Origin of the sequence: Methylomusa anaerophila (assembly GCF_003966895.1) — a bacterium.
Taxonomy (GTDB): domain Bacteria; phylum Bacillota; class Negativicutes; order Sporomusales; family Sporomusaceae; genus Methylomusa; species Methylomusa anaerophila.
In genome coordinates this window covers 4,261,187-4,284,416 of sequence record NZ_AP018449.1, presented here as the reverse complement: position 1 = coordinate 4,284,416, position 23,230 = coordinate 4,261,187, and the positions used below count along the sequence as shown (strand labels likewise).

Annotated in this window: 21 protein-coding genes; all 21 read left to right on the top strand. The window is 42.4% G+C overall.

Going from position 1 to position 23,230, the window contains the following annotated elements; translation table 11 throughout:
- The first annotated feature begins 16 nt into the window (after positions 1–16).
- The 21 genes from MAMMFC1_RS19620 to nrdD all read left to right on the top strand — a co-directional run bounded on the left by MAMMFC1_RS19620 (position 17) and on the right by nrdD (position 23,229).
- A complete protein-coding gene (locus MAMMFC1_RS19620) occupies positions 17–1,519 on the top strand; it encodes a UDP-N-acetylmuramoyl-L-alanyl-D-glutamate--2,6-diaminopimelate ligase (protein ID WP_126310119.1) in 1,503 nt (500 codons plus the stop codon).
- Positions 1,519–2,895 (top strand): UDP-N-acetylmuramoyl-tripeptide--D-alanyl-D-alanine ligase, encoded by a 1,377-nt coding sequence (locus MAMMFC1_RS19615; protein WP_126310118.1) that lies wholly within the window; start codon positions 1,519–1,521, stop codon positions 2,893–2,895. Before MAMMFC1_RS19620 ends, MAMMFC1_RS19615 begins: the two co-directional genes overlap by 1 nt.
- Before the next feature lie 67 nt (positions 2,896–2,962).
- Positions 2,963–3,940: a phospho-N-acetylmuramoyl-pentapeptide-transferase gene (mraY, locus tag MAMMFC1_RS19610; protein ID WP_126310117.1), complete on the top strand. Its 978-nt coding sequence runs from the start codon at positions 2,963–2,965 to the stop codon at positions 3,938–3,940.
- 3 nt (positions 3,941–3,943) lie between these two features.
- Positions 3,944–5,305 (top strand): UDP-N-acetylmuramoyl-L-alanine--D-glutamate ligase, encoded by a 1,362-nt coding sequence (gene murD / locus MAMMFC1_RS19605; protein ID WP_126310116.1) that lies wholly within the window; start codon positions 3,944–3,946, stop codon positions 5,303–5,305.
- Positions 5,306–5,322: 17 nt separating this feature from the next.
- Positions 5,323–6,423 carry a stage V sporulation protein E gene (spoVE, locus tag MAMMFC1_RS19600; protein WP_232035563.1) on the top strand — a complete coding sequence of 367 codons (1,101 nt, stop codon included), beginning with the start codon at positions 5,323–5,325 and terminating at the stop codon, positions 6,421–6,423.
- Between the two features lie 305 nt (positions 6,424–6,728).
- Positions 6,729–7,853: an undecaprenyldiphospho-muramoylpentapeptide beta-N-acetylglucosaminyltransferase gene (murG, locus tag MAMMFC1_RS19595; RefSeq protein ID WP_126310114.1), complete on the top strand. Its 1,125-nt coding sequence runs from the start codon at positions 6,729–6,731 to the stop codon at positions 7,851–7,853.
- Positions 7,854–7,992: 139 nt separating this feature from the next.
- Positions 7,993–9,381, top strand: coding sequence for a UDP-N-acetylmuramate--L-alanine ligase (gene murC / locus MAMMFC1_RS19590; RefSeq protein ID WP_126310113.1), 1,389 nt, complete (start codon positions 7,993–7,995; stop codon positions 9,379–9,381).
- Between the two features lie 87 nt (positions 9,382–9,468).
- Positions 9,469–10,722, top strand: a complete 1,254-nt coding sequence (gene murA / locus MAMMFC1_RS19585) for a UDP-N-acetylglucosamine 1-carboxyvinyltransferase (protein ID WP_126310112.1) — start codon at positions 9,469–9,471, stop codon at positions 10,720–10,722.
- Between the two features lie 209 nt (positions 10,723–10,931).
- Entirely contained in the window at positions 10,932–11,675 is a 744-nt protein-coding gene (locus MAMMFC1_RS19580) for a cell division protein FtsQ/DivIB (RefSeq protein ID WP_126310111.1), read from the top strand.
- 85 nt (positions 11,676–11,760) lie between these two features.
- Positions 11,761–12,462 (top strand): DUF881 domain-containing protein, encoded by a 702-nt coding sequence (locus MAMMFC1_RS19575; protein WP_126310110.1) that lies wholly within the window; start codon positions 11,761–11,763, stop codon positions 12,460–12,462.
- Positions 12,462–12,791, top strand: coding sequence for a small basic family protein (locus MAMMFC1_RS19570; RefSeq protein WP_126310109.1), 330 nt, complete (start codon positions 12,462–12,464; stop codon positions 12,789–12,791). Before MAMMFC1_RS19575 ends, MAMMFC1_RS19570 begins: the two co-directional genes overlap by 1 nt.
- A gap of 119 nt (positions 12,792–12,910) precedes the next feature.
- Entirely contained in the window at positions 12,911–14,113 is a 1,203-nt protein-coding gene (locus MAMMFC1_RS19565) for a cell division protein FtsA (protein ID WP_158618821.1), read from the top strand.
- A 64-nt stretch (positions 14,114–14,177) separates the two neighbouring features.
- Positions 14,178–15,227: a cell division protein FtsZ gene (gene ftsZ / locus MAMMFC1_RS19560; protein WP_126310107.1), complete on the top strand. Its 1,050-nt coding sequence runs from the start codon at positions 14,178–14,180 to the stop codon at positions 15,225–15,227.
- 372 nt (positions 15,228–15,599) lie between these two features.
- Positions 15,600–16,541: a sigma-E processing peptidase SpoIIGA gene (locus MAMMFC1_RS19555; RefSeq protein WP_126310106.1), complete on the top strand. Its 942-nt coding sequence runs from the start codon at positions 15,600–15,602 to the stop codon at positions 16,539–16,541.
- Positions 16,532–17,269: an RNA polymerase sporulation sigma factor SigE gene (sigE, locus tag MAMMFC1_RS19550; protein ID WP_126310105.1), complete on the top strand. Its 738-nt coding sequence runs from the start codon at positions 16,532–16,534 to the stop codon at positions 17,267–17,269. The genes MAMMFC1_RS19555 and sigE overlap by 10 nt, the downstream gene beginning before the upstream one ends.
- Before the next feature lie 212 nt (positions 17,270–17,481).
- Positions 17,482–18,255, top strand: a complete 774-nt coding sequence (gene sigG, locus MAMMFC1_RS19545; protein WP_126310104.1) for an RNA polymerase sporulation sigma factor SigG — start codon at positions 17,482–17,484, stop codon at positions 18,253–18,255.
- 27 nt (positions 18,256–18,282) lie between these two features.
- Positions 18,283–18,903, top strand: coding sequence for a stage II sporulation protein R (gene spoIIR / locus MAMMFC1_RS19540; RefSeq protein ID WP_232035562.1), 621 nt, complete (start codon positions 18,283–18,285; stop codon positions 18,901–18,903).
- 749 nt (positions 18,904–19,652) lie between these two features.
- On the top strand, positions 19,653–19,937 hold the full coding sequence (locus MAMMFC1_RS19535) for a hypothetical protein (protein WP_126310103.1): 285 nt from the start codon (positions 19,653–19,655) through the stop codon (positions 19,935–19,937).
- Positions 19,938–20,251: 314 nt separating this feature from the next.
- Complete coding sequence (locus MAMMFC1_RS19530) at positions 20,252–20,509, top strand: YlmC/YmxH family sporulation protein (RefSeq protein WP_126310102.1); 258 nt, start codon at positions 20,252–20,254, stop codon at positions 20,507–20,509.
- Positions 20,510–20,730: 221 nt separating this feature from the next.
- Positions 20,731–21,195, top strand: coding sequence for a transcriptional regulator NrdR (gene nrdR / locus MAMMFC1_RS19525; RefSeq protein ID WP_126310101.1), 465 nt, complete (start codon positions 20,731–20,733; stop codon positions 21,193–21,195).
- A 21-nt stretch (positions 21,196–21,216) separates the two neighbouring features.
- A complete protein-coding gene (gene nrdD / locus MAMMFC1_RS19520; RefSeq protein WP_126310100.1) occupies positions 21,217–23,229 on the top strand; it encodes an anaerobic ribonucleoside-triphosphate reductase in 2,013 nt (670 codons plus the stop codon).
- Position 23,230: the final 1 nt, after the last annotated feature.

Here is a 23,230-nt window from a genome sequence, read left to right as displayed (position 1 = left end):
CGGGAGGACCCAACGTATGTCTAAGCAATTACAAAAATTAATCGAGTTATTACCTGATGTCACCGTAACAGGAAGCCCAGACCGCATAATAGAAAGCATAACCTATGATTCAAGACGGGTTACACCTGGAGCGCTTTTTATCTGTTTGACAGGTAATAAAGTTGATGGTCATAACTACATTATTGATGCCTATGACAAAGGTGCTGTTGCCGTTCTTGTTGAAAAGAATTTCCCGCAAACCATAGAAGGCCTTACCGTTATAAAGGTTGCCAGCACTCGTGCAGCCATGCAGCAAATTGCACCCTACTTTTTTGACTACCCGGGGCGCAAGCTCAGAATCATTGGCATAACCGGTACAAACGGCAAGACAACCACAACTTATTTAATCAGACAAATATTAATGCAAGCCGGATATAAAGTTGGCTTGATTGGAACGATACAGACAATAATTGGGGAACAGGTTTTACCTGTGAAAAATACTACTCCTGACGTTATCGATTTGCAGTCAATATTAGCCGATATGGTAACCCAGGGGATGGATTATGCGGTTATGGAAGTCTCTTCCCATGCATTAGCGTTAAATCGGGTTGCAGGCTGTGAATTTGATGTTGGTGTTTTCACAAACATAACGCAAGATCATCTTGACTTCCATGAAAACTTCGACAACTACATCGAGGCAAAAGCAAAGCTTTTTCGAAGTTTAGGTTCTCCTGATAGTTCAAAATATAGAAAAACTGCTGTTATCAACCTGGATGACGCTGCCGGTGAGATTATGCTCAAGAGCACTGCCTGCAGTGTTATTAGCTATGGGGTCGAACACCCGGCGGAACTCATGGCCCGGGAGATTAAAGTAAAAGCAAATGGCGCGAGTTTTGAAATCGCCGGTTCCCATGGCAGAATACCACTTAACTTGAAAATTACCGGTATGTTTAATGTTTATAATGTGCTGGGAGCCATTGGCGCAGCCGTTGCCGAAGGAATAGATAAAGCGATAATCATGCCGGCATTAGAAAGTTTTGAGAGTGTACCGGGACGCTTTGAACTGGTTCAGGCAGGCCAGCCTTACACAGTTATTGTGGACTATGCCCATACCCCGGATGGTTTGGAAAATGTACTCAAAACCGCTAAACAGTTTGCCCGGAATAAGGTTTTAGTCGTATTCGGCTGTGGCGGGGACCGCGACCGGACCAAACGTCCGATTATGGGTAAAACTGCGGTGAAATACGCTGATATTATTATAGCCACTTCGGATAATCCGCGAACTGAAAACCCAGAGGATATTCTTAAAGATGTTGAGGTTGGGATTAAAGAGGCTATGGCTAGTTTTGGCGACACTAAACAATATGAAATTATTGTTGACCGCCGGCAGGCAATCCAATACGCACTTAAATTGGCTCGGGAGCAAGATATCATTCTTATTGCCGGTAAGGGACATGAGACTTATCAAATCCTCAAAGATAGAACCATTGACTTCGATGATAGGGAGATTGCCCGGGAAATTATTGGGGAGATGAGATGATGGCGGAATTTACCGCGCGTGAAGTATTAAAGGCGACTGGCGGGAAACTGATTCATAAACCCGGTGGCAGCCTGTTTACCGGAGTTTCCACTGATACGCGGACGATTAAACCGGGCAACTTATTCATTGCTTTAAGAGGTGAACGATTTGACGGGCATGAATTTGTTATTCCGGCGCTGGAAAAAGGGGCAGCCGGCCTGCTGGTTTCCCGTCCTGATGTTGATATTCCCCAAAATGTATCGGTCATCCTGGTAAATGATACACGGAAGGCTCTGCAGAGTCTTGCCAGATTCCACCGGCAACGCTTCCCCATTCCTGTTGTTGCTGTTAGCGGTTCCAATGGAAAAACAACTACCAAAGAAATGTTGGCAGCGGTGTTATCCAGCCGGTTTAAAGTCCTAAAAACTGAGGCGAATTATAATAATGAAATAGGCCTCCCGCTTACTTTGCTCAATCTTACGCCTTCTCATGAAGCGGCAGTAGTGGAAATGGGGATGAGAGCACGGGGCGAGATACGTGAACTGACTGAAATTGCTCTGCCTACTGTGGGAGTGGTTACCAATGTCGGTCAAACTCATATTGAAATTTTAGGATCTATAGAAAATATAGCGTTAGCTAAAGCTGAACTTGTTGAATCTATTAAGCAAAAGGATCTTGTAGTTCTTAATGCTGATGATGATCATGTACGAAGGATGCAAGACAAGACAACAGCACGGGTAGTTCTTTATGGACTTACGTCCGGGGCTTTTGTTCGGGCGGAAAACATTCAAATGCATGCGGGTGAAGAAACGGTTACAACTTTTGACTGCGTAAGTCCCCGGGGATCTTTCCCGATAATTTTGCATACTGTAGGTAAGCATAACGTGTATAATGCTTTGGCAGCAATTGCCGTGGGCTGGGAGCTAGGCTTAAAACCAAATGAAATTAAAAGTGGTATTGCTTCCTTTTACCCCACTGAGATGCGTCAGGCAATTACTAGGCGCGGTAACTTTGTAGTGATCAATGATGTGTATAATGCCAGTCCCCTGTCGATGAAAGCGGCAATTGAGACACTGGCAGACGTTGCTGAAGGGCGTAAGATAGCCGTGTTAGGCGATATGCTGGAACTGGGACACGTGGCAGCAGAAGCCCATCGATTAGTCGGCGAATTTGCAGCCGAGAAGGGGGTTGATATTATTGTCACTGTTGGCGATTTTGCTCGTTACATTGCCGACACGGCCCAGCTCCATGGTGTAAAGAACGTAATGGTATGTTCAAATCATGAAGAAGCAAAAGCATTGCTAAAAGGAATTGTAAAATCTGGTGATTCAATTTTATTTAAAGGTTCTCGCGGTATGAAGATGGAAAAGGTTTTGGAGGTTTTTGACACTATTTGAATAATGGCACTGGTTTTCATCAAAATTACAAATGTAGCTCTGCTACAACACCATTGGGAGGTTTATCATGCAAGATCTGCTATATGCCGCCGGAATGGCTTTTCTCATTGCATTAGCGGCTGGACCCTTGCTCATTCCCCTACTACGGCGGCTAAAATTCGGGCAAAGCATCAGACAGGAAGGCCCGGAAAGACATTATGCCAAAGCCGGAACTCCAACCATGGGTGGAGTTATTATTTTGTTGGGTTTAGTTATACCGACACTAATGTTTACCAGCAGGGGGCCGGAAATAATTCTGGCACTATTTATAACTTTGGGACATGGATTTATCGGCTTTCTCGATGACTTTATCAAAGTCGTGTTGAAACGATCCATGGGACTAAAAGCCAAACAAAAACTGAGCGGGCAAATCATTATAGCGCTGATGCTGGGGTATTTTGCCAATGTATATTTGGGAAGGGGAACCGACTTGTGGATTCCTTTTCTGGGGATAAGTTTTGACTTTGGGCCTTTATACTATATTGCATTTTTCCTGGTTCTTGTCGTTGGTTTTTCCAACGCTGTTAATCTTACCGACGGCTTGGACGGCTTGGCAGCGGGAACTACGATTGTGGCGGCATTGGCGTATGCGGTAATCGCAATAGTTTTTTCCAAACCAGAGTTGGCAGTTTTTTGCGTGGCCCTGGCTGGGGCCTGTTTAGGTTTTCTGAAATATAACGCTCATCCGGCCCAAGTATTCATGGGAGATACCGGATCACTGTCCCTTGGCGGCGCTTTGGCTTCAGTGGCGGTAATGACCAAAACCGAACTGTTGCTTGTGATCGTAGGTGGTGTTTTCATTATTGAGGCTTTATCGGTGATCATTCAGGTAATATCATTTAAGTCAACGGGAAAAAGAATCTTTCGTATGAGTCCTATCCATCATCACTTTGAACTGTCAGGCTGGCCGGAGACAAAGGTTGTGAATGTTTTTTGGCTGGCCGGTATCGTATTTGCTGCAGTGGCACTTGGCATAATGGCAACCAGTTATTCAGGAGGTATATAGTAAATGGATAACCAATTTCGTGGCAAGAAAGTATTAGTATTGGGAGCGGGAGTCAGTGGAATATCTGTTGCCCGGATCCTCAACCGGTTAGGTGCAATCGTTACCTTGAGTGACAGCAAACCCGCCGAGGAAATCAATAAAGACTTTAGCGCCCTTGCAAGTGCCGGAATTTCACTAGCCTTGGGGGCTCAAGACGAAACATTGCTAGCGGATTTAAATTATTTAATTTTGTCTCCTGGCATTTCAATTTATATACCATTGGTAAAGGCTGCGCAGGAACGGGGAATTGCCGTTTGCAGCGAGATTGAAGTAGCTTATCGTTTAAGCCGGGTACCTATTATTGCCATTACAGGGACCAACGGAAAAACGACTACAACTACACTTGTGGGAGAAATGCTCAAAAAAACAGAACGGCCGGTGGTGGTGGGGGGCAATATAGGGGCGGCGCTGTCGGAGCAAGTACTCGACATTGCGGAAAATAGCCTGGTTGTTGCCGAGATATCCAGTTTTCAAATGGAAGGGGCTGCTTATTTTCGTCCGCATATTGCCGCAATCTTGAATCTAACTCCGGATCATCTTGATCGGCATCACACTATAGAGATCTACCAGAAGATGAAAGAACGAATTTTTTCACAGCAACAAGCAGAGGATTATACAATATTAAATTATGACGATCCAATAGTTCGGGACATGGCAGTCAGGGTACCTGGGCAAGCTGTGTATTTCAGCCGGAAACAACGTTTGTCTTCCGGAATATTTGTGCAGGATGATACCATTCGGATTTCTTGGCAAGGAAACATCTTAGACGTCTGCAAAATTGAAGAGATAAAAATAAAAGGTGCGCATAATATAGAGAACGCTTTGGCCGCCTGCGGTGTGTGCTACTTTAGTGGAGTAAAGCCTGAAGATATGGCTCAGGTGTTGAAAAGTTTTCCCGGAGTTGAACACCGCATTGAGCCTGTAGGAATAATTAACGGCGTTTCGTATTACAATGATTCCAAAGCCACTAATCCGGAGTCAGCTATGAAAGCTTTGGAGGCTTTTCCAGGACATATCATTTTGATTGCCGGCGGCAAGGATAAAAATACCGATTTGACTGAATTTATGAAACTTGTTAAGGAGCGGGTAGATTACCTCATCTTGTTAGGTGAAGCAAAGGACCGGTTTGCAAGCGAGGCGATTAAAAACGGAATTTCCAATATTTACAGAATTAATACTTTTGAGGATTCAGTTATCTTAGCCCATAAATTGTCTGAACCGCCACAGGTAGTATTATTGTCACCGGCCTGTGCCAGTTACGACATGTTTAATAACTATGAAGAACGGGGGAGAATATTTAAAGATCTTGTACATCGCTTAGGCTAAGGAGGGGAGCGAATTTGGTGGGGAGACCCAAATCACCTGATTTTGCAATATTTTTTACCATCATTGCCCTGCTTGGATTCGGTATTATCATGGTATTCAGTTCCAGCGCAGTCTCAGCCTATGTGAATTATAACGATAGCTTCTATTTTTTAAAGCGGCAGATAATCTGGGCCGTACTAGGCATATTAGCCATGTTGTTGACCATGAATATTGAATATCATGTGTGGCAGAAACTAGCCAAGCCTGTACTCTTTGGCACTTTGATCCTGTTGGTGTTGGTACTTGTCCCGGGTTTGGGGAAAGTGGTAAATGGAGCACGACGATGGATTGGTTTCGGGGCTCTGTATATACAACCGTCCGAAATTGCAAAATTGGGAATGGCTTTGTTCGCGGCAAACAGCTTAGCTTGTTCACAAGATAAAATTGGAAATTTTATCAAAGGCGTTATGCCCCAGCTCTTGGTACTTCTGATTGTGTTCGGCTTAATATTGAAAGAACCGGATTTAGGAACGGCACTGGTCATTGGGGGAACAGTCTTTGTACTTTTGTTTGCGGCAGGGGCGAAGATATCGCACTTAGCTTCTTTAGGAGCTGTAGGGATTGCAGGTGTGGTTGCGGCGATTATCGTAGAGCCCTATCGTTTAAAACGACTGCTGGCATTCAGCGACCCTTGGGCTGACCCGCTCAACAGTGGCTATCACATCATTCAATCTCTTTACGCTATCGGGTCTGGCGGACTTTTTGGCGTAGGCCTGGGGCGGAGCCGGGAGAAATTTTTGTATCTGCCTGAACCGCATACAGATTTTATATTTGCAATTCTGGGAGAAGAACTCGGTTTTATCGGAACGGCAGCAGTTGTCATCCTTTTTTTTCTATTTGCATGGCGGGGATATAGGGTTGCAATTTCCGCTCCGGATATTTATGGCAGCATGCTAGCTGCCGGAATTACCAGCATGATCATTTTGCAGGCACTCATGAATATTGCTGTGGTAACAGCTTCAATGCCGGTTACAGGTATACCACTGCCGTTTATAAGTTTTGGCGGTTCGGCGTTAATTTTTACCTTAGCGGGGGTCGGCATATTATTAAATATTTCACGCTACGTTAGTCTAAAATGATTCAATCTAGGTGGGAACTACTTATAAACCGCCATCTGCTTCGTTGCTTCTGCGGTCCTCACTCCGGAGTACCTCCAGTACACCTACGTGAGGTCCCCGCACAAACTGCTATACTAAGCCAAACGAAATCAGAATCGTCGTCGCGCCTCGGCGGTCTGACTATGGTAATCGAACTGTAATCAGCAAATTTCATTCCAATAAGTTTTTTTCATATGCAACGGTACCTGACGATTTCTAAGTAGTTCGTGGTATTAGAAAGCTGAGCACATATAGTCTAAGGTAAGATTGGAGGGGGAGTTATTATTATGCGAGTGATAATTTCCGGCGGGGGAACAGGTGGACACATCTACCCCGCCGTTACTATAGCCAAAGAAATTGTGAAAATGACTGGTTCCTGCCAAGTGTTATTTATCGGTACTAAGGGCGGTCTTGAAGCAGACATAATACCCAAAGAAGGGTTTTCCTTCCAAACAATAGAGGTCCGAGGTCTTGAGCGTCGCTTATCTTTCCGCAATGTTCAAACTATAATAAAGACTGTGTCAAGTTTATGGCAGTCACTTGCTATTATCCGTTCTTTTAGGCCGTCCGTGGTGGTAGGAACAGGTGGGTATGTCTGCGGTCCGGTCTTATTGGCGGCCAGTATTTTGAAAATACCAACAGTTATTCAGGAGCAAAATGTTATTCCGGGTATAACAAATAGGATACTTGCGCGTTTCGTTGACCGTATTGCAGTAGGTTACCAAGAGGCCGCAATACATTTTAAATATGCACAGCGGAAGGTTGTATTTACCGGCAATCCTATTCGGCCGGAAGTCATGTCGGCCACTCGCTCGGAAGGACAAGCGGTATTTGGGCTAGATCCCGATAAGCTTACTCTCCTGGTTGTTGGCGGTAGTCAAGGCGCCCGCAGCATCAACACGGCTATGCTGCAGGTACATAAACATTTTGCCAATAATCCTCATGTCCAAATATTGCATGTTACCGGGCAAAACGAGTATAATAACATAGTTAACAGTATTGAACAAGCAGGAATAGACCTTTCTTCAACTGGAAATATTATCATAAAGCCATATATTTATAATATGCCGCAAGCTTTGGCCGCAGCAGACTTAGCGGTATTTCGGGCGGGCGCCGTTGGCCTGGCGGAAATTACCGCGCGCGGCATTCCGGCTATATTGATTCCTTATCCATATGCGTCGGAAAACCATCAGGAATATAATGCCAGAGTGCTGGAGAAACAAGGAGCAGCGATCACCATTAATGATTCCGAGCTGGACGGCAGCAAACTTTTGGGAGCAATTGAAAACTTGCTTAATGTTAGAGAAAAACTGGATAGAATGGGTGTAAACAGTAAAAAGTTAGGACGCTCCCAGGCAGCTCAAGCAATAGCTAGGCTGGTTCTTTCATTGGCAACCTACAATAGGCAATAGGCATTAGCAGTGTAAGTAACACCGCCCGTAAGGGATGCATACAATAAGATATGCTAAGCGGGAATAAGCAAGGCATTAAAGAAATGTAAATTAAGGATGTACCGGGCTGCTGAATGCGCAAGAAAGGAGAGTATCATTATTGTTAGATAATTTAGACAATATTAAAAGGATTCATTTTATTGGCATTGGCGGCTCGGGAATGAGTTCAATCGCAAAAATAATGCTGGATATGGGATTCATTGTGTCAGGATCTGATATACACGAGTCGGGAATAACCAAGAAACTGGAACAGGCAGGCTGTAGGGTTTGTATTGGGCATCAACCGGACAATATTGACGGAGTAGAGGCCGTGGTGGTGTCAACGGCTATACCTGATACAAATCCTGAGTTGAAAAACGCTAAAGAACAAAATATTCCAGTTTTTCATCGGGCAGAAGTCTTAGCCTTTTTAATGGAACAATGGACCGGGATTGCAGTTGCGGGGGCGCATGGAAAAACTACAACAACTTCGATGGTTGCTTTAATGTTGGAAAAAAATGGATTAGATCCAACGATAATCATCGGCGGTGAACTTGAACCCATTGGTGGCAGCGCCAAGCTTGGTAAAGGTAAATTTTTGATAGCGGAAGCCGACGAAAGTGACGGATCGTTTCTTAAACTATCGCCACGTATAGCCATTGTAACCAATATTGAAAATGATCATATGGATTATTACGGTACGATGGAAAATATTCTAAGGACTTTTGATGATTTTTTAAATAGATTGCCGACTGACAATGGGCTGGCTGTTCTTTGTTTTGACAACCTATATGTAAAAGATATCGCTTCGCGGCTGAGGCGGACTTATGTTTCGTATGCTCTAGATGGAGAAGCGGATTACATGGCAAAAGATATTCGAACTCATGGTCCGTACACTATATACGATGCCTATCATAAGGGAGACTGGCTTGGTGCTGTGAAACTCAGTATTCCGGGACGGCACAATGTATCTAATTCTCTTGCGGCCATTGCCGTTGGTGTCCATGTGGGGCTTAGCTTCGAACAAATCGTTAATGGGTTAGCTGCTTTTCAAGGTGCTAAACGACGTTTTCAGACAAAGGGAAGAGTTAACGGAGTTTGGGTTGTAGATGACTATGCCCATCATCCAACTGAAATTTCTGCTACCTTGCTTGGCGCACGTCAAACGGATCCGAAAAGATTGATCTGTGTCTTCCAACCGCACAGGTATACGCGTACCAAATTACTACAGGTGGAGTTCGGCGGCGCATTTACTTTTGCTGACGTATTGATTTTAACAAATATATATCCGGCTGGTGAACAACCCATCCCCGGGATTAGCGGCGAGACTATCAAAGAAGAGGTCGAGAAGCAGACACAACAACGGGTTATTTACATTCCGGACAAGGAGAAAATTGCTAGATATCTTGCGCAAGTTGTTGAACCGGGGGATTTGGTTATAACAATGGGGGCAGGAAATATATTCCAAACAAGTGAGGAACTGGTAGAGAAATTGATGCAAAGTCAATAATTACTAAGCTTAATGAAAGAAAGAGTAAAATAGAGTAAATGAGCATTCGTTGTGGAGGGTGATTGTACTTTTCTGGGAGGGAAGACGATGGAGAAATTTATCGTCAAAGGAGAAGTACAACTGACTGGTAATGTACGAGTAAGCGGAGCTAAAAACGCTACATTGCCAATTATGGCGGCAACGCTTCTTTGTTCGGGTATTAGTGTGATTCATGATGTGCCTAATTTGCGCGATATTCAGGTTATGAAGGAAATATTAGCTTTACTTGGCGCGAAAATTGTCAGGGAAGGAAAAACTCTAATTGTTGATACGACAAACGTATGTAAGGCTGAAATACCTGAGCATCTGATGCGAGAAATGCGCGCTTCAGTTTTTCTTATGGGACCTCTTTTAGGGAGGTTTAGAAAGGTTCGGCTTTCATACCCTGGCGGGTGCGCAATTGGACCTAGACCCATCAACTTACATATCAAAGCGCTTGAAAAAATCGGGACTCGGGTTCAGGAAAGCTTTGGTTATATTGATGCGGAAGCAGAACAATTAAAGGGAGCTGAAATTCATTTTGATTTTCCTAGTGTAGGGGCTACTGAAAACGCAATTATGGCTGCAGTATTGGCAAATGGTATTACCGTTATCCGGAATGCGGCCAGAGAACCCGAAATATGTGACTTGCAGACCTTTCTGAATAAAATGGGAGCAAAAATTTCCGGCGCTGGTACCGACACAATAAGAATTGACGGGGTTAATCAATTATTTCCTGCAGAGCATAGCGTCATGTTTGATCGAATTGAGGCCGGAACATTACTGATAGCCGGCGCAATCACCCACGGCGATGTAATTGTGGAAAACGTGATTCCCGAGTGTTTATTTTCAGTGATAGACAAACTTCAGGAAATTGGCGCGCAGGTCATTAGCGGCACCAACTATGTTAGGATTAAAGCAGGGGAACTGCGGGGCGTTGATGTTAAGACGCTTCCATACCCAGGATTCCCAACTGATCTGCAAGCACCAATTCTATCTTTGGTAACTATTGCGAAAGGCACTAGTATTATAACAGAAACTATCTTTGAAAACCGATTCAAACATGTGGATGAACTTACGCGAATGGGTGCCAAGATCAAGGTGGAAGGGCGCACAGCAATTATTCGCGGCGTTCCCAAATTGACCGGAGCTATTGTTTCCGCTCCGGACCTAAGAGCGGGAAGTGCCTTGGTCCTGGCTGCTTTATCAGCTGAAGGAAATTCGGATATTGAACATGTATACCATATTGACCGCGGTTACGAAAACTTTGAAACAAAACTCTACGGTCTTGGCGCTCAAATTGTTCGGGTAAAGTGCGACTAGGGAAACTGCTGAGTGCAACTGTGTAGGGCGGTATATTTACTACCGTCCCTTTTTTTTGTTTTATCTCCCCGCCAATTTCACTTCTTGCAAGGGCATTATTTCTGCCCTTATGGTTATGATATTTTAAGGCCGCGTAGCGTTTTTCTTATTTATTTGTAGATCAATTAGATGTATAATAACAGGCATAAGGTCGCCACGGGAGTGATGTGATGCAAACTGCAGAACGGCTTAAAGCTGCGAAGGATCGGCGTAGGGTGGTGCTGGCAGTTTGGTTGGCCATTTTCGCTGTCTTAATCACCATTTTTTTGTTTATTAATTCTTCCTATTTTTTCGTTGGAGTTGTTCAAGTTGAAGGCAGTAAGTATATAGCATCAGAAGAAGTTCTTCGCATCGCCAATATACCCGAACGGGTAAATATCTTTCGGCTAAATACTGCTGAAATAAAGAATCGGCTGGTTAATGATCTGCGGATAGCGGAGGCTGACGTTAATAGAAGATTTCCGGCTACGGTAGTAATTTCTATTAAAGAAAGGCAACCTTTGGCCTTTGTGGCCAGCCAATATGGATTTGTTGAGATTGATAAGCAAGGGATAGTGCTTGCCGCTTTAAAAAACTTAAAGCAAACCAAGGCGCCAATTATCACCGGTATTCGCCTGGGTAACGTTTATGTTGGCGATCAAGTAAGTACTGGTGAACTTCAAAGTGTATTAACCTATCTGACCGCACTTGATGAGGAAACACTGAATCAACTGTCAGAGGTCAATATAAAATCAGCTAATGAACTAATCGTATATACTGTCAGTGCAACCAGTATACGGTTAGGTTCTCCCGACCGGTTAGTTGATAAGGCGAAGTTAACAGGAGACATTTTACGTGAGATCAAGGAGAAAAAATTGATTGTCGAATATGTTGATTTAAACTACACGTCACCCATAATAAAGATGCGGGAGTGATGAATTTGTCGGTTTGTTCATAGTGACTTCGTAACTGCATATAAATATGTTGTTAGTCACGTATTTTAGAAAGGAGAAGATACATTTGCTTCCTATTAAGCAGGGGCAAATTTCCATTGCCTTAGTGTGTGTTGTGTTGGGAGTTATGCTGGCGGTACAGTTTCGTACTACGCAAGATATCAGATCTAGCATTCCTTTTCAGCGGATAGAGGATTTGTCGCAACGCCTTAGTCAAACAGAAAAGGAACGGGACGTGCTGGTTAAACAGGTAGAGGAACTAAAAAAGTCTTCCGGACTGCAAGCTGTTTCGCGTGAAATGGAGACGGTGAAGATGGGGGCCGGGGTGGTGGCGGTGGAGGGACCTGGGATTATCGTCACCATTGATGATAGCAAACGCCCGTCAAAACCTGGGGAAAATCCGAACTTATATCTTATTCATGATGATGATATTTTAAAAGTTATCAATGAAATGTGGGCTGCGGGAGCAGAGGCAATCTCCATAAATGAGCAAAGATTGATTGCAAACTCGGAAATTCGTTGTGCTGGCCCCACTTTATCTGTTAACAATACTCGATACTCGCCTCCATATGAGTTACGAGCCATCGGCGATCCGCAAACTTTGGAAAACGCGCTTAAAATGCGGGGTGGAGTAGTAGAAACGTTGCAATTTTGGGGCATTCAAGTTGCCATTAAGAAACAGGAAATTGTACGGGTTCCCGCCTTTAAAGGGGCTTTCAGGTTTGAGTTTGCAAAACCGATTACAGAAAGCAAAGAGGGTGGGCAGTAATGGCTTTACCGATTACAGGACTAATTATTGGACTTATTATCGGCATCTCTTTTCCAATTACAGTTCCGGTCGAATATGCAAAATTTATGTCAGTGGCGCTTTTAGCTTCTCTTGATTCAGTGTTTGGTGGTTTAAGGGCCGGGATTGAGGAAAAGTTTGATAATACGATTTTTATTACCGGATTTTTCACGAATGCTCTCTTAGCCGCCGGACTAGTCTATACCGGTGAACGTTTGGGAATTGATTTGTATTATGTATCATTATTAGCTTTTGGGCTAAGAATTTTTCAAAATTTAGCCATTATTCGCCGTTATTTTTTAAAAAAGTAGCTTTCTGATATTTTTGGGAAATGTATCCAAGATATTTTTTACCCAAAAAAAAAGGGAAAATGATAGTTATGTTGAAAATACTTGGGAAGAAACATAACGCTGTGCTGAGAGGGACAGGGATGAGTGCTAATATAATTGGGATTGATATCGGCACAGGCACGATCAAAGTGTTGGCGGGGAAAGTTGGAACTGATGGATACATTGAAATAATTGGCAGCGGTTCAGCCCCCACAGCCGGCTATACCAAGGGAGTTATTACTGACGTCGCTGCTCTAGCGTATTCAATTAGGCAAGCATTCGATTGCGTTGTCATGGCAGCTAACTGCGAGAAAAGCAAAAATGTTTACCTGGGTCTAGGCGGGACTGCCATACATGGACAAATTTGCGTCGGTAGCGTTGCTCCCCTAGCGGTCGGTACTATAACAAATGAGGATGTTGAGCGAGCCTGCAGGGCAGCTGTCCTTGGGTCAATAGCTGATGATCAACATGTGCTGCAAGTGATGCCTATTAATATTTCGGCTGTAAATGACAAGGGGTCAGATAATTCTGTTGGCGCAAAAGTTGAAGTAGATGCCTATATCATAACTTTACCCCAAACTATACTGGGTGATCTTACAATAGCTCTTGAAACACATGATATTCATCCAATCGGCTTTTTTGCGAATGCGATTGTCGCTGCAGAGGCTTTTACCCCCCCAAGTGATGTTGAGAGCTATGTTTTTTTAGATATAGGCGCAGGAACAACAGATATTGTTTATTACCGGGGTAAAAAGAAACCCTGTTTAGTAGCATCCCTGCCATTAGGTGGCGATTATATTACCAATGATTTGATGCAGGGGCTTAGCGTCAGTCGCCCTCACGCGGAAGAAATTAAGCGCTATTATTCTAAATTAAATAAAGATTTACGTGGTCAAAATATTTTGTTGGACTGTAACGATTACGGAACAACAGACAAACAAATTCCGTTTGATTTTCTTTATGATATCGTTGAATGCAGGGTGGAAGAAATCGTTTCTTTAGCGTATGATTATTTTGTGGACAATCACATGGTATCAGAAAGAAAACCGTTTGTTGATAAAATATATTTAGCAGGTGGATGCAGCGCTTTACCTAGTTTTAAAGATAACTTAAGGAAAATATTTGGTGTTGAACCCGAGATAGTCCATTTGGACATGATGCCTTTGGAATATGCTTACCCGGATAATATGGCATGTATTGGTATTTTAAGGCATGCTGCCCAATTTGTGCCAAAGGAAAGAATCAATAACCTTAGTTCGTGGCAAGCGGTAGTTCGAAATATAAAAAAAATGTTTAAAATGTAATTTACACTGCTATGTCACAATATTTGTCAGTACTCTAAAAGAATTTAAGGAGGATTTATTTCCAATGCTTGAATATGATATGGATTTAGAGGAGTTTGCATCAATTAAGGTTATCGGGGTCGGAGGCGGAGGCAATAATGCTGTTAATCGCATGATTGGCTCCGGCTTACAAGGAGTGGAATTCATCACCGTTAATACCGACGCACAGGCGCTCATATTGTCTCAAGCTCCATTTCGTATTCAAATCGGTGAGAAATTAACCAAAGGGCTGGGTGCCGGTGCTAATCCTGATATTGGTGAAAAAGCAGCACAGGAAAGCCGTGAAGAAATAATTAAAACCCTTAAAGGATCGGATATGGTGTTTATTACCGCCGGAATGGGTGGAGGAACCGGTACGGGAGCAGCTCCAATTGTTGCCGAATGTGCCAAAGAAGTAGGAGCGCTTACGGTTGGTGTTGTTACTCGGCCATTTACTTTTGAAGGCCGTCGTCGTCAGTCGCAGGCAGAACGTGGAATTGCCAAACTAAAAGAAAAAGTGGATACCTTGATTACCATTCCCAATGACAGACTCCTGCAGGTTGTAGATAAAAAGACGTCTATCGTCGACGCGTTCCATATTGTTGACGATGTACTGAGGCAAGGTGTACAAGGTATTTCTGACTTAATTGCTGTTCCTGCTCTGATAAATTTAGACTTTGCCGATGTAAAAACGATTATGAGCGAAGCTGGTTCTGCTCTGATGGGAATTGGCATTGGGTCGGGAGAGAATCGGGCCATCGCGGCGGTAGAAGGGGCAATTAAGAGTCCGCTTTTAGAAATGTCGATAGATGGGGCAAAAGGTGTCTTGCTTAATTTCACTGGCGGACCCAACACTACCTTGTTTGAAGTAAATGAGGCCGCTGATATTATTGCAAAAGCCGCTGATCCGGAAGCTACGATCATTTTTGGCGCTACGATTGATGAAAGATTTAATGATGAAGTTCGGGTTACCGTTATTGCAACGGGTTTTGATCCAAGACCAGGAAAAATAGAAGGGAGCAAAACCGAGACCCCTGTAATCGAACCATTTAAAGGACGAGATCTGGATATACCTGCATGGATGCGACGGTCGTAGTTTGGTTGCTTAAAGTGGGGAACTGCTTAGAAACCGTCATCTGCGTCGTTGCTCCTATGGTCCTCACTCCAGCGTACAACCAGTACGCTTACGTTCCGGTCCGCGTCGCGCCTGGCATCTGACCATTTCTAAGCAGTTCGTGGTAAATCGGAATAAGTGTATGCGGAACCTGGCTATTCGTAGCCGGGTTTTTATTTTTACAAACTTCGTCGAAACTATACCATTTATCACACATGAATCATGCAAAGAATTACAATTTTTAGTTAATAGGTTTGATATAATTGGAATAGCTTTAAAGACTGATTCATAGATTGTCATGAATGGTAGGTTGCCAATGCTTGAACCAAAATCATGTAACGGGCGGATTGTAATATGTATGTATATGCAGATGTAGTCATAACAATTAACTTTGTTATGAACAGCATTATTTTATTACTTACAGCCTATGGCGCCGGAATCAGCTTCAGGTGGCAACGAATTTTTTTTGCGGCCATGGTCAGTAGTATATATTCACTAGGCAGTATTTGGAAGGAAGTTTTATTTTTTTATACCGCTCCAGCTAAGCTTGTGGCATCGCTTGTCATCATTATCATCGCTTTTGGTAAAAAGCCGGTAAAGGTACTATGCGTGCTCTGGTGTGCTTTTTTCCTTGTGTCTTTCATTTTGGGCGGAGCGGTTATCGGCTGGCTATATTTTCTCCAGACTTCAGCGTTATCGGTATTATCGGAAAGTAAATCAATAGTAACGGAATTCGGCAGTTTATCATGGCAGCATTTAGCCGTAGGCGGCAGTATGGGAATTGGGCTAATCACTTTACTTGTAAAGCAATTATTGGCCCGAATATATCGAAAACAAACTTTGTATCAAGTAACTGTGAACTATAACGGAATGGAAACAAATATTAACGGGCTTGTTGATACAGGAAATAGCTTGTTTTCAGTGTCGGGGCACAACCCGGTTGTGCTAGCTAGTTATCAGTCAATTTTAGGAATCCTTAGCCACTCAGTCGCAAGCTTTTTGCAAAATCATGATCCGGATACTTGGATATCAGAAATCTATACTTGTGAAGATGAGGCTTGGCTATCAAGAATTGAGCCTGTTCCCTATGTATCTGTCGGCAAATGCAGCATGTTGCTTGGATTTAGGCCTGATAAGATCAGCATAGCGACTGAAAACGGCATTATATCCACTTCTAAAGTGGTAATCGGGATTTATGCCGGGACTTTTAGCAAAGATATAGAATGCGACGCGTTATTGCATCCGGCGCTTATTAATCGAATGAATTCGGAAAAGGGGGAAGATATATGCGCATAACTTGGCCGGTAGTAAAACTATATATCAAGTTAAAAATAATCGCATTGCTTCAAAAAATTGGCTGGTTAGAGGCAGATGAGGTCTTTTATGTAGGGAGTGCGGAAGTTCTTCCGCCGCCACTATCAAATGATGAAGAAGTTTTTTTACTGACGCGTTTACAAAAAGGTGACAAATCAGTCAAGAGTGTCTTTATTGAACGTAATCTGCGACTGGTAGTATATATCGCCCGGAAATTTGAAAATACCGGAGTAAGTGTGGAAGATTTGGTCAGCATTGGAACGATTGGATTAATCAAAGCAGTCAATACTTTCGATCCCGTAAAAAAAATCAAGTTAGCTACATACGCGTCACGGTGTATTGAAAACGAAATTCTCATGTACTTGCGAAGAAACAGTAAAACCCGCTCGGAAGTCTCTTTTGACGAGCCATTAAACATAGACTGGGATGGTAATGAATTATTACTGTCCGATGTCTTAGGGACTGACAATGATATTATTTATAAATCGGTAGAAGAAGAAGTGGATCGCACTTTACTTTATACGGCAATGAGTAAACTTTCGGGACGCGAGCAAAAAATTATGGAATTAAGATTTGGGCTTAATGGTGACGGTGCGGAACGGACACAAAAAGAGGTTGCTGATTTACTTGGAATTTCCCAGTCTTATATTTCTCGCTTGGAAAAACGAATTATTAAGCGGCTGAGAAAGGAAATAAGTCGTATGGAATGACAGGAGAGCCAGTGCTTGAGGCGGTTCTCCTATATTTTTTTATTAATTAATTTTACATAAAAACAAGACGTTTTATTATATATATCTTTCCTGGAATTGAGTATAAAACATGCATGGCATGGCAATAATGCTTATAGTGGATACAGTGATTGCAAATATTGGTAGCAAATGTAATATCAATATTGCATTGGGGAAACAGGGGAGGTACATGCATGATTGTAAACAAAGTTGAAATATGCGGTGTAAATACGGCAAAGCTCCCGGTGCTTTCTGCCACTAAAATGCGTGAACTGTTCGAAATCATGCAACGAGGGGAGCATTCAGCGCGTGAACAGTTGATCTACAGTAACCTGCGGTTGGTTCTGAGTGTCATCCAGAGGTTCAATAATCGTGGTGAATATGTAGATGATCTGTTCCAAGTGGGATGCATCGGTTTGATGAAAGCAATCGACAATTTTGATCTTTCGCAAAATGTCAAGTTTTCCACTTATGCGGTACCGATGATTATTGGGGAGATACGCAGGTATTTACGTGACAACAATCCTATCAGAGTAAGCAGGTCTATGCGGGATATAGCATATAAAGCTTTACAAATACGAGACAGTCTGGTGAGCAAGTATTCACGCGAGCCATCTATCAACGAAATTGCCGAAGAATTAAAAATCCCAAGGGAAGAAATCATATTTGCCTTAGATGCCATTCAAGAACCGATATCATTGTTTGAGCCGATTTATCACGATGGCGGAGATCCAATTTTTGTAATGGATCAAATAAGCGATGACAAAAATCTGGACTTAAGCTGGTTAGAAGGGGTTGCTATTAAAGAAGCGTTACGCAAACTAAGTGAGCGGGAAAAGCATATTCTGACTCTGCGCTTTTTTGAAGGCAAAACGCAAATGGAAGTAGCTGAAGAGATAGGAATATCACAAGCCCAAGTTTCACGGTTGGAAAAAGCTGCTTTAGGGCATATGCGTAAATATATATAGATTTTGTGGAGGGCATAAAAATATAAAATGGGAAGAAAATTGAGCTTAATTAAAATGTCCAAAATTTTTTTGTTAGGATTATTATTTTTATTTGTAGCCGGCGGATGGGGAATGCTGGCGTTGTATGAGAGTCGAAGCACTATTACTACTCCCAACAGAAACGATTATGTTCGTTTACATATACTGGCCAACAGTGATAGTCTGGCGGATCAACAAATGAAGCTAAAAGTTCGAGATGCAGTGATTGCATATCTTACGCCGTTAGTGAAAAACGTTAAAAGCGCTGAGGATGCTAATAGTATCATTTTGGCGCACCAGGGTGACATTATTAAAGTAGCAAAACAGGTAGTTAGCGTTTACGATGTAGAGTATCCTGTAACGGTTCAAATTGGACAATTCAATTTTCCGGTTAAATCATATGGAAACTTAACTCTGCCGGCAGGACAATATCAAGCTGTACGTATACTGATAGGAAAGGCCGAGGGGCAAAACTGGTGGTGTGTGTTATTTCCCCCACTATGTTTTATTGACGGGTCTAAAGTTGCAACTGCTCCTATATCCGGTACAAGTGATGATAACAACGATAAGCAGCCAAAAATTGAAATACGCTGGAAAATTACTGAATTATTATCTTCCTTGAGTAAATAAAACTCTCAGATAACTTATAATATAAGACACAGTCCAAATGGCTGTGTCTTATATTATTGCGTTTAATAAGGTTGTTACCTGTGGTTATCAAGCAAGAGTTAATGGCAAGGCCGGAAATATCTTGACGGGGAAGTGTGGCAGAGGTTGCGGAAAAAGTATTGGGTAGGAGGTCATAAAAAAGCCCGTGGCGTGGCTAGAACGATGCTTGTCTGGAAAGTAGCGTCAAGGGCTTATTAAAGGAAAAGAGCCTTGACTTTTCTATGGATAGAAATAAAGTTCTGGAAAAAGAGTAGGTAGGGAAGTTTCAACAACAAGTTCCGGGAAAAATATAAATTCATTTCCAGGTCCAGGGTCATCATTTGGATTATTGCTACAACACAGACAGAACCTGCATGGACATGCCCAACAAAGGGGCGGTGGTATATAACAACATCTTTTCATATTGGAACCTCCTATTTCTTACTAATTTATAATATGTTAACAAGGTATAAAATATTACATAATTTAGTTTCCATTCGCGGGGTTCAAACCTACCGCCTTTAGGCGGTATACGCTTTGAGCCATAAAAATTGGGTATACTAATTCCAAAAGGGGAATGAGTATGGCGACGGAATATAACAAATTAAGTCATATGGGCACCTTTTACCGGGAGACACAACAACGGTTGTTGAGATGGTGGCAGCATTTTTTGCTTTATGAATACCTTCCCCTTTATGCTATAATAGAATAAAAAACAGGGGCGTGATACCGTGGAGAAATTTTTACAGGAGATCCTTAGCGAAATTAAGGCCACCAGGGAAGATGTCAAGGATGTCAAGCACCTTAGAAGATATTATTACTATCAAGCAAAACATACATCCACTAAGGAAGATATCAAACACCTTAAAGAGGCTGACGATGCAATCCTGGATATAGTGGAAAAGACTTACCGTAAGGCAGAGCAAATAGACGCCATAGCGGACGATATTAATTACCTCCTAAAGCGCAACGCCAAACATGATAATGAAATACGTGAGCTACGCAAAGCATTATAGACCGGCCAATGCCGGTGTTTTTCTTTTAATAGCAGTTTCATATAATTTACCGGTATTCTATCCCTTTGCAGCCGTAATAAACCGAAGGTTTTGCCCTAGTTGTTCCTCAAATTGGGACAATTTTTGAGACAGTTAGCTTTAAAAACTAATGATTTTGTTTGCATATAGAAGCACAGGAATGGAGAAAAACCGGGTATGGGTAAGCATTAAAAAATATTCATGATCACACTAGTCACTCTTACCCCTTGTCCTTCATATACTTATTGTAGAGATCAGAGAAGCAGAAAATTGATGTCCGTAAGGAGGGATGATACGTGTTGAAAACAAGTGATCTTAAGCTAAAGGAAGTAATTAACGTTGTCGATGGTAAACGAATGGGAAATATCACTGATATAGAGATTGATACTGAGAGCGGACGACTAACCGCCATCGTCGTTCCAGGCCCCGGCAGGTTTTTGGGACTGTTTGGGCGAAATGAAGATATAGTTATTTCCTGGGATAAGATTAACAAGATCGGTATGGATGTTATATTAGTTGAAGCTAGTGGTTTTTCTGAATTAAAACATGATTGATTGGTATTGGGACAAAAATCTCTAGCCTTAGGGTTAGAGATTTTTTACCTTTTTCTTATGAAATACTTTCTGTTCATGGCAGGAATTATACAATATATGGCGTATAATTTAAAGGACAGATACAATATATAGTGTTCAACGCTTTTTTCGTAAATTAAAAATTATATCCTATCAGGCAGAGCAAGCAAAGAACTACAAGATGGCAGGAGGTTTCGAAATATATGCGATGTCCGTTTTGTGGATATGCTGAGAGTAAGGTAATTGATTCACGCGCAGCCGAAGAAGGCGCTTCAATCAGACGGCGTCGGGAATGCCTAGGTTGCATTAAGCGGTTTACTACTTACGAAGCCGTAGAAGAAATTCCTTTAATAATAATTAAGAAGGACGGACGCCGCGAGATGTATGATCGCCGTAAATTATTAAACGGGGTATTACGGGCCTGCGAAAAACGCCCTGTCCCGATTGGGGTAATCGAAGAGTCCATTGACAAAATTGAAAAAGAGCTTCGCAACAGCATGGAGCGGGAAGTGTCCAGTCGTCAAATTGGTGAAGCAGTCATGCAGCATTTGAGTGAAATAGATCAAGTCGCTTATGTGCGGTTCGCTTCAGTGTATCGTCAGTTTGCTGATATTAATAACTTTATGCAGGAATTGGAATCTTTGATGAAGACTCAAAAAAAAGTCTAGATTTAAGTGAGGGACGCGACGATGTTTGTAAAAATAAAAAAAAGAGATGGACGCGAAGTAGCTTTTGACGAAACCAAAATTACCGAAGCAATCTATAAGGCGGCTAAAGCTGTAGGCGGAGCAGACCGACAATTAGCTTTAGAACTCACTTTGGAAGTTTTAAAATATTTAAAGCAAAAATACAACGGCGGGCTATTTGGCGTGGAAGACATTCAAGATGCCGTAGAAAAAATACTAATTGAAACAGGGCATGCCCGAACTGCAAAAGCTTATATATTGTACAGGGACAAGCGAACCCGGATGAGAGAGGCCAAGTCGGAACTCATGGATGCCGTAGCAGAAATATTAGTTGAAACTAGTAAAGAAAACGCCAATGTGTCTAATTCCCCATCCGCTAAAATGCTGCAAATCGCTAGTGCGGCCAGCAAAGCATACTATTTGACCCGACTTATTCCGGACAAAATCTCGCAAGCCCATATGCGCGGCGATTTTCATATACATGATTTAGACTTTTATGGAAAGACCTTAACATGTATTCAGATTCCCTTGGGAAAACTGTTACAAAATGGTTTTAACACTGGACACGGTCATATCCGTTCGCCTAAACGACCGGCTTCGGCTACCGCGTTGGCAGCCATCATTTTACAAAGTTCACAAAATGACATGCATGGGGGTCAATCATTTGCTTTTTTTGATCGAGATATGGCTCCTTTTGTGGAAAAATCAAACGATGATGAATTGTATCAAGCAATGGAAGCCCTTATTTTCAATCTAAACAGTATGCACTCCCGCGCTGGCGCTCAAGTTCCTTTTTCCAGTCTAAATTTGGGTACAGATACTTCTCCAGCCGGACGGGCAGTGACTAAAAATTTGTTACTGGCCTATGAAAAGGGTTTAGGGCGGGGAGAGAATCCAATTTTCCCCAATATAATCTTCCGGCTTAAAGAGGGGATAAATTTTAATCCTGGCGACCCGAATTATGATTTATTAAAATTGGCTATTAGAGTGGCTGCCCAACGTCTCAACCCTACATTTAGTTTTATGGACTCTTCCTTTAATAAGTCTTACGGAGATCAAGTCGGATATATGGGATGCCGTACGCGGGTTATGGCGAACAGATGCGGTCCTGAAGTATCGGACGGGCGTGGTAATCTTAGTTTTACTACGATTAATTTGCCGCGGCTGGCAATTAAAGCAGAACGTAACTTTATGAAGTTTTATCAAAGTTTGGCTGATCTGATTGATTTGACTTGCGAGCAGTTAAATCATCGTTATCAGATTCAGGCTAAACTTAAAGTAAAAGATATGCCCTTTTTAATGGGACAAGGGTTATATTTGGATTCCGACAAGCTTGCTTTGGAAGATACAATCGAGTCCGTAATCAAGCACGGAACTTTATCTGTTGGATTTATCGGCTTGGCGGAAACTCTTACTGCTCTTACAGGAAGTCATCACGGCGAAAATGACGAGGCCCAAATATTAGGCGAAGAAATTGTTGCTTTCATGAGAGATAAAGTAGATCGGGCAGCCGAGTATTACAACCTGAATTATACTTTATTAGCGACACCGGCAGAGGGCTTATCCGGGCGCTTTGTAAAGATTGATCGTAAAGATTTTGGAATCATTCCCGGAGTTACGGATAAAGAGTATTATACTAATTCTTTCCATATACCTGTCGATTACCCAATTAGCGCTTATGATAAAATCAAATTGGAAGGTATATATCACAAGTATACCAATGCCGGTCACATCAGTTATGTTGAGTTTAGCTCACCGCCAATCAACAACTTAGGTGCTCTGGAGGAGCTCATTCGCTATATGCGGCAGAATGATTTCGGCTATGCAGGTTTTAATTTCCCGGTAGATTTTTGTGAAGAATGCGGTTATATAGGTGTTATTGCTGATGATAAATGTCCTTCCTGCGGTATGACCAGCATTAGACGGGTTAGACGCATTACCGGATATTTAAGCACGGTTGACCGATTTAACGACGCCAAACGTACAGAATTGGGTAACAGAGTGTATCACATATAAG

Coding starts and splice junctions, on each gene's coding strand:
- ftsZ (WP_126310107.1), top strand. CDS start 14,178: ATGCTTGAATATGATATGGATTTAGAGGAGTTTGCATCAATTAAGGTT.
- spoIIR (WP_232035562.1), top strand. CDS start 18,283: ATGGGAAGAAAATTGAGCTTAATTAAAATGTCCAAAATTTTTTTGTTA.
- mraY (WP_126310117.1), top strand. CDS start 2,963: ATGCAAGATCTGCTATATGCCGCCGGAATGGCTTTTCTCATTGCATTA.
- nrdR (WP_126310101.1), top strand. CDS start 20,731: ATGCGATGTCCGTTTTGTGGATATGCTGAGAGTAAGGTAATTGATTCA.
- murG (WP_126310114.1), top strand. CDS start 6,729: ATGCGAGTGATAATTTCCGGCGGGGGAACAGGTGGACACATCTACCCC.
- MAMMFC1_RS19555 (WP_126310106.1), top strand. CDS start 15,600: ATGTATGTATATGCAGATGTAGTCATAACAATTAACTTTGTTATGAAC.
- MAMMFC1_RS19565 (WP_158618821.1), top strand. CDS start 12,911: ATGAGTGCTAATATAATTGGGATTGATATCGGCACAGGCACGATCAAA.
- murA (WP_126310112.1), top strand. CDS start 9,469: ATGGAGAAATTTATCGTCAAAGGAGAAGTACAACTGACTGGTAATGTA.
- murD (WP_126310116.1), top strand. CDS start 3,944: ATGGATAACCAATTTCGTGGCAAGAAAGTATTAGTATTGGGAGCGGGA.
- sigG (WP_126310104.1), top strand. CDS start 17,482: ATGATTGTAAACAAAGTTGAAATATGCGGTGTAAATACGGCAAAGCTC.
- MAMMFC1_RS19580 (WP_126310111.1), top strand. CDS start 10,932: ATGCAAACTGCAGAACGGCTTAAAGCTGCGAAGGATCGGCGTAGGGTG.
- MAMMFC1_RS19620 (WP_126310119.1), top strand. CDS start 17: ATGTCTAAGCAATTACAAAAATTAATCGAGTTATTACCTGATGTCACC.
- sigE (WP_126310105.1), top strand. CDS start 16,532: ATGCGCATAACTTGGCCGGTAGTAAAACTATATATCAAGTTAAAAATA.
- nrdD (WP_126310100.1), top strand. CDS start 21,217: ATGTTTGTAAAAATAAAAAAAAGAGATGGACGCGAAGTAGCTTTTGAC.
- MAMMFC1_RS19615 (WP_126310118.1), top strand. CDS start 1,519: ATGGCGGAATTTACCGCGCGTGAAGTATTAAAGGCGACTGGCGGGAAA.
- MAMMFC1_RS19570 (WP_126310109.1), top strand. CDS start 12,462: ATGGCTTTACCGATTACAGGACTAATTATTGGACTTATTATCGGCATC.